Raw genomic sequence first — 14,153 nt, 5'->3', positions numbered from 1 at the left:
GACGGCCGATCTGCACCGGGATCGCGCTCATGGCCCCTCCCTTCGTGGACGGAGTGATGTTCTTCCGAGCGTACGCCGCCTGCTCACGCGAGCTCCCCGGACTCGAGGCGGCCCGCGAGCTGCGGGGCGTGCGTGTGCAGCATCCGCCATACCGTCAGATGCATCCATACGGCGCACGCCGCGGTCAGGACGAAGAGGATCGCGAAGGTGCTGGTCGGAAGCCCCGTGAGCGCCAGGGTGTAGGCGAAGACCGGCGGGAGGATGAAACCGCCGAGACCACCGAGCATGCCCACGAGCCCGCCGACCGAGCCGACATCGGCGGGGAAGTAGTCGGGAATGTGCTTGTACACGGCGGCCTTACCCACCCCCATCGCGCATCCGAGCACGAAGACCAACGACGCGAAGGCCGCGAGCGGCATCGTGAACGGCAGCGCCGTCGCCGACCCGTCGACGGTCTGCACGACCAGGTGTCCCGAGGGCAGCGACAGGAAGAAGAGCACCGCCAGCATCACGGTGAACGTCGCGTACATGACGCGTCGCGCCCCGAACCGATCGGAGAACCACCCGCCCAGCGGACGAAGCAGCGAGGCCGGGAAGATGAAGCTCGCCGTCAGGAGCGCAGCCACCGCCAGATCCAGACCGTAGTTGTCGACGTAGTACAGCGGAAGCCAGGCCGAGAGGGCGACGTACGCGCCGAAGACGGCCACGTAGTAGAGGCTGAAGCGCCAGACGCGCAGATGCTTCAGCGGTCGCAGCTGTGAGCGCAGCGACCGCCCTTGCCCTGGGAGCAGATCGGGACGGGGCGCGAGGACCCACACCAGCACCGCCATGATCACCAGGAGCACGGCGTACAGCACGGGCACGAGTCGCCATCCGCCCACGATCCAGCCGAGGTAGGTGGAGCCCGCCGTCGCCGCGATGAGCCCCGGGCCGATGAGCTTCGTCACCGACGCCCCGACGTTGCCCGCACCGAACACGCCGAGGGCGAACCCCTTCCGCGCATCGGGCCACCAGGCGTTGTTCCACGAGACACCGGCGCTGAACGAGTTCCCGGCGATGCCGACGAAGAACGCGAGCACGAGGAGGATCCCGTAGTCCTGGGCGAACGAGACGAGGAACGTCGGCACCGCGGCGGCCAGCAGCATGACGGCGAACACCCGACGCCCACCGAAACGGTCGGTGATGATGCCGGCCGGCAACCGCCAGATCGATCCGTTGAGCACCGCGACCGCGGTGAGCCAGGAGAGCTGCACATCGGACAGCCCGAACTCGTCTCGGATCGGGATGCCGAGGATGCCGAACATCAGCCAGACGGCGAACATCAGCGTGAAGGCGATGGTGGAGAGCGTCAGGACGCTCACAGCACCCGGACGCGGGGTGACAGACACAGCAGTGGTCCCTTCCGAGGCCTAGAGCTTGCGGAGCTTGTCGGGATCCGGTGCCTGCACGGGGTCCCAGCCGCGGCGCACCTGCCGCGCACCGCGCTGGTCGTCACGGGACCGGTACACGATGTAGGGGCGGAACAGGTACCCGACCGGTGCCGAGAACACGTGCACGAGACGCGTGAACGGCCACAGTGCGAAGAGCGCGAAAGCCGTGACGACATGGATCTGGAAGAGCAGCGGCACGTCGGTCATGAGTTCGGGCTGCGGCTGGAAGAAGAGGATCGACCGGATCCACGGCGAGATCGTCTCGCGATAGTGGAAGCCGGAGCCGAACACCTGGAACACCACCGTCGCGAGGGTGCCGAAGCCGAGCGTCGCCCCGAGGAACACGTACATCACCTTGTCCATCGCCGTGGTGGCGAGGAAGACGGGCCCGACCGTCCGCCGCCGGTAGATGAGGATCGCCAGCCCGGCGAGCGTCAGGATCGCGGCGATCGTTCCGAGCGACGTCGCGCCGAAGTGGTAGATCTCCTCGGAGATGCCGATCGCGTAGAGCCATTCGCGCGGGATGAGAAGCCCGACCACATGTCCCGCGATGACCATGAGGATGCCCAGGTGGAACATCGGAGATCCCCAACGGAGAAGCCGGTTCTCATATGTCTGAGTGGAACGCGTCGTCCAGCCGAACTTGTCGTACCGGTAGCGCCAGATGTGGCCGACGATGAAGACGGCGATCGCCGCGTACGGGATCGCCACCCAGAGGATGAAGCCCGCCGCGTTCATGACTCTCCTCGCTGCGACACCGGCGCGAAGGGCGCGAGGTTACCGAGGAAGCTCAGCCCGACGGTCTCGGTGGGAGGCCCCTCGCTCACGAGCGCGAGGAATCGTTCCCGGGTGCGGGCGTCGACGGGCGGAAGCGACAGCGTGATCGCACGCACCACGGCGGCCCATTCGCTGCCCATCGCCTCGAGGGCGGCCCGCAGCACCTCGATCCCCTCCCGGTGCGAGGCGATGAGTGCCTCCGCGATCGGCGAATCACTCAGGGCCGAGAACTCCAGCACGGCCGGCAGATAGTCCGGCAGCTCCTGCGCGTCGAACTCCCACCCCGCCGCACGATAGGCCTCGAGGAACGTGACGAGCGCTGTCCCTCGTTTACGGGTGTCCCCCGTGGCGTAGTAGCTCAGGTAGAGACTGCATTTGCGCTTGAGGTCGAACGTGACCACGTACCGTCGCTGCCACTCGGTCGTGCCCGCGGCTGTCGCAGCCGCGATGAACCCCGTCAGCGCTTCCGCGATCGGTGTGGGCAGAGCGGCCGCACGCTCCTGCAGGAGCGGGAGCCGGGCGAACCAGGCATCGTCGGGATAGTCGAGCAGCAGCGACGCGATCATGTGCGCGGTCGCGCGCCGATCGGCGGAGAGCGCCACCGGGGCGATCTCCGTCGGCAGCTCGCGCCGCGGGGTCACGCGCGGCAGGATCGTGCTCATGACTCGTCCCCTCCGTCGGGATCGCCCTTGCCCGTCGTGCGCACGGGCCCTGTCGACTGCGGAGGGAACAGCCCATCCGTGCCGCCGTTGCCATCCCAGTTGAGGAGGTTCACGCGGCCGGGCGTCGAAGGCCGGTCCGCGCTCTGCCGATCGGCCAGCATGTGGAAGTTCTCCACAGCGACGGGAACGGATTGGCCGCTGGAGAGTCCGAACGGCCCCGCCCCGCCCATGCCGGGCCCGCCGTCGAAGTCGAGCGAGCAGGCCATCTCCTCCAGCGAGTGCGCCTGCTCCGCATGGGCCGAGGGGATGACGTATCGATGTTCGTACTTCGCGATCGCCAGCAGGCGGTACATGGCCTCGACCTCTTCGCCCGTCATCCCGACCGCCTTGGCGATGCGCTCATCGCGGACATCGTCGATGCTGACCCCGCGCATGTAGGAGCGCATCGCCGCGAGCCGCCGGAGCGCATGCTCGACCGGCCCTCTCTCCCCCGCGCTGAAGAGCTCGGCGAGGTAGCCGAGCGGGATCCGGAGCTTGTCGATGGCCGCGAACAGCGTGCGCGCGTCTTCGCCGTCGTTGCCGGAACCCGAGATCACGTCCACGACGGGCGAGAGCGGCGGGATGTACCAGACCATCGGCATCGTCCGGTACTCGGGGTGCAGCGGCAGCGCCACCTCGTACTCCTGGATCAGCCGCCAGATCGGGCTGCGCTGGGCGGCCTCGATCCAGTCCTCCTGGATGCCGTCCCGTCGCGCCTGCTCGATCACGGCCGGATCGTTCGGATCCAGCAGGATGCTGCGCTGCGCCGCGAGGAGCGCCTTGTCGTCCTCCACACTCGCCGCCTCTGCCACGCGGTCCGCGTCGTAGAGCACGAGCCCGAGGTAACGGAGGCGCCCCACGCAGGTCTCGGAGCACACCGTCGGCAGGCCGACCTCGATGCGCGGGTAGCACATCGTGCATTTCTCGGCCTTGCCCGTCTTGTGATTGAAGTAGACCTTCTTGTACGGGCAGCCGGACACGCACATCCGCCATCCGCGGCACTGGTCCTGGTCGACGAGGACGATCCCGTCTTCCGCACGCTTGTACATCGCGCCCGAGGGACAGGAGGCGACGCACGACGGGTTGAGGCAGTGCTCGCAGATGCGCGGCAGGTAGAACATGAACGCCTTCGAGAACTCCGCCTCGACCTGCTCGCTCATCTTCTGGAGGATCGGGTCGTCCTGCATGGTCTCCATCGAGCCGCCGAGGTCGTCGTCCCAGTTCGCCGACCACGAGATCTTCATGTTCTCGCCGGTGAGGAGGCTCTTCGGCCGAGCGACCGGCACCTGCGCACCCTTCGGCGCGTTGATGAGCATGTCGTAGTCGTAGGTCCACGGCTCGTAGTAGTCGTGGATCTCGGGGAGCTTCGGGTTGGAGAAGATGCGTGCCAGCTTCGCCAGACGACCGCCGCTGCGCAGCTTGAGGCGCCCCCGCTTCGTGCGCGTCCACCCGCCGCCCCAGCGCTCCTGGTCCTCATAGCTGCGGGGGTAGCCGACGCCGGGGCGGGTCTCGACGTTGTTGAACCAGACGTATTCCACACCGGTGCGATTGGTCCAGGCCTGCTTGCATGTGACCGAGCAGGTGTGACACCCGATGCACTTGTCGAGGTTCATCACCATCGACATCTGCGCCATGACCTTCATCAGTACTCGACCTCCTGGTCACGACGACGGATCGTCGTGATCTCATCTCGCTGATTCCCCGTCGGGCCGAGGTAGTTGAACGCCCACGCCAACTGCGCGTAGCCCCCGATCAGGTGACTGGGTTTGAGCAGGATGCGCGTTAGGGAGTTGTGGATACCTCCGCGCTGACCGCTCGTCTCGGCGATCGGCACATCCACCGTGCGATCCTTCGCGTGGTACATGTACACCGTGCCCTCCGGCATCCGGTGCGAGACGTTCGCCCGCGCGACGACGACGCCGTTGCGGTTGTACGACTCGATCCAGTCGTTGTCGCGCACGCCGATCTTGTCGGCGTCCTGCGGGCTCATCCAGATGGTGGGACCTCCCCGCGACAGCGACAGCATGAAGAGGTTGTCCTGGTACTCCGAGTGGATGGACCACTTGGAGTGCGGAGTCAGATACCGCACCGCGACCTCGGCCTGGCCCGTCGCACCTCGTTGGGTGCTCCGCCCGGTCGCGCCGACCTTCGGGTCGTCGAACAGCCGGTGCATGTCCAGCGGCGGCCGGAACGTCGGCAGGTTCTCGCCGAGCTCCTCCATCCAGTCGTGGTCGAGATAGAAATGCTGGCGCCCGGTCAGGGTGTGCCACGGCTTCAGATGCTCGACGTTGATCGCGAAGGCCGTGTACCGCCGCCCACCGTGCTCCGATCCCGACCACTCCGGCGAGGTGATAACGCTTCGCGGCTGCACCTGAACGTCGGCGAACGTGATGCGCTTGCCCTCCTCCTCTTCGGCGAGGAAGGCCATCTGCTGTCCGGTGCGCTTCTCGAGTTCGCGGAACCCCTGCACCGCCAGCCGGCCGTTGCTCGTTCCGGAGAACGCCAGGATCATCTCGCACACGCGCTTGTCCGTGTCGAGCCTCACACGTCCGGCGGCCGGCCCGGACGGGAACACCCCGTTGGACTGCGCCAGTGACGCGATCTCCTTGTCGGGCCGGTAGGTGATCGCCTTCGTCGTCATGCCCAGCTTCGCGGTGAGCGGTCCGAGCGACTTCCAGCGCGCGGCGAGCGCGGGATAGTCGCGTTCGACGGGGATGAGCTTCGTCATCGTCACGCCCGGCACGAGAGGCGCGTCCTGCGGGACCACGCCGTGCGCGTACGCCATCACGTCGGGGGTGTCGTGCTGCAGCGGGGAGGCCACGATGTCGCGGCGCACACCCAGATGCCCCTCGCAGAGCTCACTGAATCGCTCGGCGAGCTCGCCGAACAGGTCGTAGTCCGTCTTCGTCTGCCACGGCGGGTTGATGGCCGGGTTGAACGAGTGCAGGAACGGATGCATGTCAGTCGACGACAGGTCGTACTTCTCGTACCAGGTCGCCGCGGGGAAGACGAGGTCGGAGAACAGCGTCGTCGAGGTCATGCGGAAGTCGGCCGTCATGAGCAGATCGAGCTTGCCGACCGGTGCGTCCTCCCGCCACACGATGTCGCGCGGACGAGAGCCTTCCTCCGTCTCGGAAGCGCGGATGGCCGAGTCCGTCCCGAGCAGGTGCTTGAGGAAGTACTCGTTGCCCTTGCCCGACGACCCGAGGATGTTCGCCCGCCACACCGACACGACGCGGGGGAAGTTCTCCGGTGCGTCCGGGTCTTCGACGGCGTAGTGCAGCGATCCGTCGTTCAGCGAGTCGACGATGTGCTGCGCGGGCTCCTTGCCCGCGGCTTCGGCCTCGTCGCACAGGTCGAGCGGATTCCGGGAGAAGGTCGGGTAGCTCGGCATCCATCCGCGCTTGACCGACTCGACCAGGCAGTCGGCCGTCGTGCGGCCGGCGAAGGCCCCGCGGGCGAGCGGAGAGGAGAGCTGATCCGCGGGCAGCCCGTCGTAGCGCCACTGGTCGGTCGCGAGGTACCAGAAGGCTGTGCCGATCATCTGCCGGGGTGGGCGGTTCCAGTCGCCGGCGGTCGCGTACTGCGAGTACCCGGTGATGGGCCGCACCTTCTCCTGACCGACGTAGTGCGCCCACCCTCCGCCGTTGACGCCCTGGCACCCCGTCATCGTCGTCAGCGCCAGGAACGTGCGGTAGATCGTGTCGGAGTGGAACCAGTGGTTCGTCCCGGCCCCCATCAGGATCATGGATCGACCCCCGGAGCGTTCGGCGTTGTCGGCGAACTCCCGACCGATGCGCAGCGCCTGCTCGGCGGGCACGGCGGTGATCTCCTCCTGCCACGCCGGTGTGCCCGGAGACGTCGGGTCGTCGTAGCCGGTCGGCCAGTGACCGGGGATGCCGTCGCGACCCACGCCGTACTGCGCGAGCATGAGGTCGAACACGGTCGTCACCAGCTTTCCGGCGACTTCGCGGGTCGGCACGCCCCGGACGACGACACCGGAACCGCCCGCATGCTCGGCACCGGCCTCGGGCGGGAGGTCGAACCGAGGAAGGGCGACCTCGGCGGCCGCTCCATCCCACGAGGCGAGGTCGGCGATGGAGAGCGGAGGTTCGACGCCCTCGAGGTCGAGGTTCCACTTCCCCTCGTCCTCGGGCGTGAACCGGTGTCCGAGCGACCCGTTCGGCACGACGGCGTCGCCGTGCTCGTCGAGGAGCACGGTCTTGAAGTCCGCGCGGGCGGTAGCCGCCTCGGCGCCACCCAGGTCGCTCGCGGTGAGGAACTTGCCGGCGACGAGCTGCTCACCGTGCCGCTCGAGCGTCACCAGATACGGGGCATCCGTGAACCGGCGCATGTAGTCCTCGAAACGCTCGGTGCGCTTGTGCACGAAGTGCTCGGTGAGGATGACATGGCCCATCGCCAATGCCAGCGCCGCATCCGTCCCGGGGTGCGGCGCGACCCACTCGTCGGCGAACTTCGTGTTGTCGGTGTAGTCCGGCGAGACCGTGACGACCTTCTGACCGCGGTAGCGGGCTTCGGCCATGAAGTGCGCATCCGGCGTTCGCGTGACCGGCACGTTCGAGCCCCACATGATCAGGTAGCCCGCGTTCCACCAGTCGGCGGACTCGGGCACGTCGGTCTGGTCGCCGAAGACCTGAGGGCTCGCGACGGGCAGATCCGCGTACCAGTCGTAGAAAGACAGGATCGACCCGCCGAGCAGGTTGAGGAACCGGGCACCGGCGCCGTGCGACACCATCGACATCGCCGGGATCGGAGAGAAGCCCGCGACGCGGTCGGGGCCGTAGGTCTTCACCGTGTGCACATGAGCCGCCGCAGCGATCTCGAGCGCCTCGTCCCAGGTGGTGCGCACGAGCCCGCCCTTGCCGCGCGCGCTCTTGTAGGACCGCGATGCCTCGGGATCGTCGACGATCGACGCCCAGGCCGTCACGGGGTCGCCGTGCTGCGCTTTCGCGGCGCGATACAGTTCGGCGAGCGTGTCGCGGATGTAGGGGTAGCGCACGCGGGTAGGCGAGTAGGTGTACCAGCTGAAGGCCGCGCCACGCGGACAACCGCGCGGCTCGTACTCCGGCGAGTCCGGACCGACCGACGGGTAATCGGTCTGCTGCGCCTCCCACGTGATGATGCCGTCCTTGACATACACCTTCCACGAGCAGGAGCCGGTGCAGTTGACACCGTGGGTCGAGCGGACCACCTTGTCGTGCGCCCACCGGTCGCGGTAGAACACGTCGCCGGAGCGGCCTCCTTCGAGGAAGAGCGACCGGAGGTCTTCCGAGACCTCGCCGCGTCGGAGGAAGCGCCCCATGCCGAGCAGCGCGTCGGCGAGAGGACCATCGGTGGCCGGATGGATGTCATGCGTGGTCGGTGTCATGGCGCAACTCTCAGATCGTGCGGTCAGCTCTTGGCGGGCGCGCCCGGACGCGCGTAGTAGTACCAGGTCAGCGCCGTGCAGAACAGGCACCAGGCGCCGCAGATCACGAAGAACGCGAACGGGGCGACGGCCGACAACGACATCCCGACGATGAACGGTCCGAACGCCGCCACCGCCGAGGTGAAGCCCACGACGCCGCCCGCCTGGCGCTTCGGGAACAGCATCGGCATCTGCTTGAACGTGCCCGCATTGCCCAGGCCGGCGAAGAAGAAGATCGTGATCATTCCGGCCATGAATCCCCCGAACTCGTTCACGTCCGTCGGCGCGAGGAAGAACAGCGTGATGATGGTCCCGGCCGTCATGCCGATGCCCGAGATGAACGTGAACGGCGCCCCGCCGAACCGGTCGCACAGCGGGCCGGCGACTGCGCGCACGAGGGCCCCGAGTGCCGGACCGATCCACATGTAGGCGAGCGGGTCCGGCGCGTTCTCGAACCCGCCGTAGACGTTGACGATGATGAGTCCCATCTGCGCCGCGAGCCCCGCATAGGCACCGAAGGTCATCATGTAGATCGCGGTCATGATCCACGTGTGCTTCAGGCGGAAGATGTCGAGCTGCTCCCGGAAGTTCGCCTGCACCGGAACGCGCCGGAGGAAGACGAAGGCGAGGATGCTCGCCAGCACCGCCCAGGGGATCAGGACGAGGCCGCCGTTGTGCAGCCACATGTTCGCACCGCCGTCGACCGTGGACTGCGGGTCGAGGAACCAGGTGCCCAGGAGCCCGAAACCGATCACCCACGGAACCAGCACCTGGACGACGCCGATGCCGAAGTTGCCGATGCCGGCCTGGAGTCCGAGCGCCGTGCCCTGCATGCGCTTCGGGAAGAAGTAGCTGGTCGAGGGCATGTAGCCCGAGAAGACGCCGCCGCCGATCCCCGCCGCGAAGGCCAGCGCCAGGAGCACTGCGTAGGGCGTCGACGTGTCGCGCACCGCGAGCGTCCACCCGAGCATGGGGAGGGCGAGCAGGAGCGAGCTCCATCCCACCAGCGCCCTGGTGCCCACGATGGGCGGGAGGAACATGAAGGCGAAGCGGAGGAGACCGCCGGCCAGACCGGGGATCGCCGCCAGCCAGTAGAGCTGCCCCTGGTCGAGGTCGAAGCCGATGGCGTTCAGCCGTGGGGCGATCGCGCTGACCAGGTACCAGGTCGCGAAGCCGAGCAGCAGCGAGTAGGTCGTGATCCAGAGCGTGCGCCAGGCGAGGGATCTGTCCCACGTGGCATCGTCTTCCGGATTCCAGTTGGACAGGTCCTTGGCGAGTGCTTCCCCGGATTTCACGTGCACGATCCCTTCAGAACACGCATGTAACGTGTTACATCCAGTATCGCGGGCGGTGTCGGATCAGGTCGCGAGCCGAACCGTTTTAATTCGGGGTCTCGTCACGCCGAGACCATCGGCATCGGTCGCCGGAGCTGCGCCTCGGCTCAGCGCATGCGCCCACCCTCGAGCCGCACGACGCGATCGACCGTGCCCGCAGGCGGTGCCACGTGCGAGATCAACAGCACCGACTGCTCCCCCGCCGCCTCGAGCAGGTCGCGCAGCAGCGCGTCGGACGCGTCGGGGTCGACTCCCGCCGTGGGCTCGTCCAGCACCAGCACGGGGAACCCACGCAGCAGGGCGCGGGCGAGCGCGAGGCGCTGCGCCTGACCACCCGACACGAGCGCGCCGCGGTCGCCGACCCTCGCGTCGAGGCCACCGCGCTCCCGGGCCCACTCCCCGAGGCCGACCCGGTCGAGCACGGCATACAGTTCGTCGTCGGTCGCCGTGTCGCGCGCGAAGAGCAGGTTCTGGCGGATGTCCTCATCGAACAGCTGGGGGCTCTGCTCGCAGAGGCCGATGGTCCGACGCAGCGCCGGCCCGGACATCTCCGCAGCGTCCCGCCCGTCGATCCGGTACTCGCCCTGCACGCGGAGGAAGCCGACGAGCACAGCCGCCAGCGAGCTCTTCCCCGCCCCACTCGGCCCTGCCACCAGCACCCGCTCCCCGGGCCGCAGATCGAGGTCGACCCCCGTGAGCGCAGGAGCGCCGCCGGGCCAGTTCGCGCGAACGCCACGCATCCGGATCGTCGGCGTACCGTCGAACTCGACGTCGTCGCCCGCGTCGGACCGCAGCTCGTCGGGCATCCGCTCCGGCAGTGCGTCGACGATGCGCTCCGCGCTCGAACGGACGCTCCGCCACGAGGCCGCGGCCACCGGCACCGCGCCGAAGATCTCGAACACCACCATCGGCACGAGGACTGCGACGGCCAGCCACGGCCCGTCGATGGAACCGTCGACGAGCCCGGGCGCGGCAGCGGCGAGCGCCCACACGGACGCCGCGCCGGCAACCGCGGAGACGACACCCGCGGCGATGGCCTGCGCGAACGAGGCGCGATCGACGACGCGTCGCAATGCGGCGTCGGCCGCCGCGATCCGCTCGCGCGCCTGCGCCTCGGCGCCATAGGCCAGGAGTACGTCGAGGCTGCCGAAGTAGTCGACCAGCGCGGCCGAGAGCTCGGCCCGTCGTACCGACACGAGCGCTTCGGCACGCGAGCCGAACACCCAGCCCAGTCCGATCGCCGCGGCCGCAGCGACCACCAGGCACAGCGCCAGGGTGAGGGCGGCCGGCGGCGAGACGAACGCGATGAAACCGACGGCGCCGACCGCGACGACCGCGGCGACCCCGAGCGGCTGCACCACGCGCAACGGCAGGTTCTGCAGGTTCTCGACGTCGTCCACCAGGGCGGTGAGCATCTGTCCGCGATCCGTCGCACCGAGCCCGGCCGGAGAGAGCGGTGTCAGTCTCCGCACCATGTCGGCCCGCGTCGAGGCGAGCTGACGCAGCGCAGCATCGTGGCCGCTGAGGCGCTCGAGATAGCGCGTGACGGCGCGGGACACCGCGAAGAACCGCACGCCGACGACCGCGATCGACAGCGGGACGAGCGAGTCGACGATGGACGCGCTCACGATCAGCCAGCCACTGACCGCCAGCAGGCTCACGGCGGCGGCGGCCGACAGCACGCCCCAGACGAGTCCGGGGACGAAGCGTCCGATCGGCGGCTGCGCGAGCTGCAGGACACCGCGGAACCGTTCGCGACGTGTCGACCCGCTCATGCGTTCACCCCCAGCGTCACGATGTGATCGGCGATGTCCCGCGCGGTCCGACGGTGCGACACCAGGAGGATGCTCGCCCCGGCATCCGCTCGTGCGCGCAGCGACCGCCAGAGCCGGTCCTCGGTGTCGGGGTCGAGAGCACTCGAGGGCTCGTCGAGCGCGAGCATCCGGCGCGGTTCGGACGACTGACGGTACAGCGCTCTGGCGACAGCGACGCGCTGCGCCTGACCGCCCGACAGACCGCTGCCCTGCACGCCGAGTTCGAGGGCGGGGTCGATGCCCTCCGCACAGGCGTCGTCGAGCGCCACTCGGATGCGGTCGGCATCCGGTTCCGGATCGCCGAGTGCGACGTTCGCCGCCACTGTCCCCCGCATCAGCCCCGGAGTCTGCCCGGCCCAGGCGAGCCAGGCCGCCGGGGAGAGCCCCCGGAGGTCGTGCCCGGCGAAGGTGGCCGTCCCGTCGAAGTCGGCCGCGCCCCGAAGTGCCGCGAGCAGGGAGGACTTGCCCGCGCCGCTCGGCCCCTCGATCAGCGTGATCGTTCCGGGCTCGGCGGTGAACGAAACGGGCGGCAGATCCCGCACGCGCAGCCCTTCGACCACGAGGGCTCCCGCATCCGCCGGTCCCGCCGGTCCCGCCGGTCCCACTTGCAGGATCGATTCACGCATGCCGGACGATTCGCCAGCGATTCCTCCTGCATCCGTGGAACCGTCCTGCATCTGTACCCGGGCCCGCGCCGCGTCGAGCACCTCGAACACGTCTTCGGTCGCCGCGACCCCCTCGGCGGCCGCGTGGAACTGCACCCCCACCTGCCTGATCGGCAGGAACGCCTCGGGCGCGAGCAGCAGCACGAACAGCCCGACCTCGAGTGTCAGGTCGCCCGACAGCAGCCGGAACCCGACCGACACCGCGATCAGTGCGACCGCGAGCGAGGCCAGCAGCTCCATCGCGAAGCCGGACAGGAACGAGAACCGCAGCACCTTCATGGTCTCGCGGCGATACTCGTCGGCGGTGACCTCGATGCGGTCGGCCGCCCGCCGGTCACGCCCGAACAGCCGCAGCGTCGACAGCCCCTGCACCGTGTCGGCGAAGCGGGCGGCGAGGCGCTGCAGCGTCTGCCACTGCCGCGTCTGCACGGTGCGGGTCGCCATCCCGATGAGGATGAGGAACAGCGGGATCAGCGGCAGGGTGATGATCGCGGTGAGCCCGCTCGGCCAGTCCTGCCACCACATCACGGCCACCACCACGGGCGTCGCGATCACGGTCAGCACGAGCTGCGGGATGTAGCGGGCGAAGTACGCGTCGAGCGCTTCCAGTCCGTGTCCCGCGGTCACGGCGAGCTCGGTCTGGTTCCGCTGCGCGAGCCACCCAGGTCCCAATCGACCGACTGCGGAGATCAGGGCCGAGCGCAGCTGCATCCCGGTCTTCGCGGCGGCCCGGGTGCCCGCGGCATCCGAGGCGGCGATCAGCAGCCCGCGCAGCAGCGCCGTGAGCAGCAACCAGATCAGGGATGCCGAGACGTCACGCCCCGCGATCGCCCCGGTGACGGCATCCGTCAGCAGCCAGGCGAAGACGATAACGACCGCCGTCTGGACGACGCCGATCAACGCGGATGCCGCGAGGAACCCCCTCGCGGCACCCGCGTAGCGCAGCAGTCTCGGATCGACGGGTTTCACGCGTGCGCCGGAGCCCCCTCGATGGACTTCCGGGTGACGCGCTTACGGAACACCCAGTAGGTCCACGCCTGGTACGCGAGCACGAGCGGCATCGCGATCAGGGCGGTCCAGCTCATGATCTGCAGCGTATACGGGGTGCTGGATGCGTTGGCGATCGTGAGGCTGTAGGCCGGGTCGATCGTCGACGGCATCACGAACGGGAACAGGGCGGCGAACAGCATCACCACGGCGAACAGCACCGTGAGCATGCCGGAGAAGAACGCCCAGCCGTCGCGCCGAACGAGCGAGAGCCCGACAGCTGCGATGAGGCTGACCGCCGCGAGCGCACCGGCACCGATGACGAGCCAGAGCAGCGGAGCCTCGCGCCCCATCGCGATCGCGACCGTCCAGATCACCGTTGCGGCCGCCACGAGGATGGTCGGGATGGCCGCCCTCTTCGCCAGACGCCGCGCATCCTCGTGCACCTGACCGTCGGTCTTGAGCGCGACGAAAAGCACGCCGTGCAGGAAGAACAGCAGCAGTGTGGTGACGCCGACCAGCAGGGCATACGGGTTCAGCAGCGCGAAGAAGCCGCCGACGTAGATGTGGTTCTCGTCGATCGCGACGCCCTGCACGATGTTGCCGAAGGCGACGCCCCACAGCAGCGCCGGCACGACCGAGCCGATCACGATCATCCGGTCGAAGCCGGCCTTCCACTTCGCGCTGTCGCGCTGGTGCCGGTACTCGAACGAGACGCCGCGCAGGATCAGCGCGAGCAGGATCAGCAGCAGCGGCAGGTAGAACCCGCTGAACAGCGTCGCGTACCACTCGGGGAACGACGCGAACAGCACGGCGCCGGCGACGATGACCCAGGTCTCGTTGAGATCCCAGACCGGACCGATCGTGTTGATGACCTGACGGCGCGAGACGTCGTCCTTGCCGAGGAACGGCAGCGACATGCCGACTCCGAAGTCGAACCCGTCGAGCACGAAGTAGCCCACGAAGAAGAAGGCGACGATGAAGAACCAGAGTGTTGCGAGATCCATGATGCTCCTC

Annotated in this window: 9 protein-coding genes; all 9 read right to left on the bottom strand. The window is 68.6% G+C overall.

Annotation, left to right across the window (positions count from 1 at the left end; all coding sequences use genetic code 11):
• Positions 1-83: 83 nt before the first annotated feature.
• The 9 genes from ACIOTO_RS10180 to cydB all read right to left on the bottom strand — a co-directional run bounded on the left by ACIOTO_RS10180 (position 84) and on the right by cydB (position 14,143).
• The gene (locus ACIOTO_RS10180; protein ID WP_400857693.1) at positions 84-1,388 is read right to left on the bottom strand and encodes a nitrate/nitrite transporter; all 1,305 of its coding nucleotides are present in this window, start codon (positions 1,386-1,388) and stop codon (positions 84-86) included.
• A 21-nt stretch (positions 1,389-1,409) separates the two neighbouring features.
• Complete coding sequence (narI, locus tag ACIOTO_RS10175) at positions 1,410-2,168, bottom strand: respiratory nitrate reductase subunit gamma (protein WP_029262431.1); 759 nt, start codon at positions 2,166-2,168, stop codon at positions 1,410-1,412.
• Positions 2,165-2,869 carry a nitrate reductase molybdenum cofactor assembly chaperone gene (gene narJ / locus ACIOTO_RS10170; RefSeq protein WP_400857691.1) on the bottom strand — a complete coding sequence of 235 codons (705 nt, stop codon included), beginning with the start codon at positions 2,867-2,869 and terminating at the stop codon, positions 2,165-2,167. The genes narI and narJ overlap by 4 nt, the downstream gene beginning before the upstream one ends.
• A complete protein-coding gene (gene narH, locus ACIOTO_RS10165) occupies positions 2,866-4,551 on the bottom strand; it encodes a nitrate reductase subunit beta (RefSeq protein ID WP_400857690.1) in 1,686 nt (561 codons plus the stop codon). The genes narJ and narH overlap by 4 nt, the downstream gene beginning before the upstream one ends.
• A complete protein-coding gene (locus ACIOTO_RS10160) occupies positions 4,551-8,297 on the bottom strand; it encodes a nitrate reductase subunit alpha (protein ID WP_400857689.1) in 3,747 nt (1,248 codons plus the stop codon). Before ACIOTO_RS10160 ends, narH begins: the two co-directional genes overlap by 1 nt.
• A gap of 23 nt (positions 8,298-8,320) precedes the next feature.
• Entirely contained in the window at positions 8,321-9,631 is a 1,311-nt protein-coding gene (locus ACIOTO_RS10155) for an MFS transporter (protein WP_400857688.1), read from the bottom strand.
• Between the two features lie 146 nt (positions 9,632-9,777).
• A complete protein-coding gene (gene cydC / locus ACIOTO_RS10150; protein WP_400857687.1) occupies positions 9,778-11,445 on the bottom strand; it encodes a thiol reductant ABC exporter subunit CydC in 1,668 nt (555 codons plus the stop codon).
• The gene (gene cydD / locus ACIOTO_RS10145; RefSeq protein WP_400857685.1) at positions 11,442-13,118 is read right to left on the bottom strand and encodes a thiol reductant ABC exporter subunit CydD; all 1,677 of its coding nucleotides are present in this window, start codon (positions 13,116-13,118) and stop codon (positions 11,442-11,444) included. Before cydD ends, cydC begins: the two co-directional genes overlap by 4 nt.
• A complete protein-coding gene (gene cydB, locus ACIOTO_RS10140; protein ID WP_029262438.1) occupies positions 13,115-14,143 on the bottom strand; it encodes a cytochrome d ubiquinol oxidase subunit II in 1,029 nt (342 codons plus the stop codon). Before cydB ends, cydD begins: the two co-directional genes overlap by 4 nt.
• Between the last annotated feature and the right edge of the window lie 10 nt (positions 14,144-14,153).

Source organism: Microbacterium sp. NPDC087592 (assembly GCF_044743585.1).
Lineage (GTDB): Bacteria > Actinomycetota > Actinomycetes > Actinomycetales > Microbacteriaceae > Microbacterium.
The sequence above is the reverse complement of the archived record's forward strand: the minus strand, read 5'-3'. Positions and strand labels throughout refer to the sequence as shown.

Excerpts from the sequence above, each read along its gene's own strand:
- narI (WP_029262431.1), bottom strand. The coding sequence starts at position 2,168 with ATGAACGCGGCGGGCTTCATCCTCTGGGTGGCGATCCCGTACGCGGCG.
- narJ (WP_400857691.1), bottom strand. The coding sequence starts at position 2,869 with ATGAGCACGATCCTGCCGCGCGTGACCCCGCGGCGCGAGCTGCCGACG.
- narH (WP_400857690.1), bottom strand. The coding sequence starts at position 4,551 with ATGAAGGTCATGGCGCAGATGTCGATGGTGATGAACCTCGACAAGTGC.
- ACIOTO_RS10160 (WP_400857689.1), bottom strand. The coding sequence starts at position 8,297 with ATGACACCGACCACGCATGACATCCATCCGGCCACCGATGGTCCTCTC.
- cydC (WP_400857687.1), bottom strand. The coding sequence starts at position 11,445 with ATGAGCGGGTCGACACGTCGCGAACGGTTCCGCGGTGTCCTGCAGCTC.
- cydB (WP_029262438.1), bottom strand. The coding sequence starts at position 14,143 with ATGGATCTCGCAACACTCTGGTTCTTCATCGTCGCCTTCTTCTTCGTG.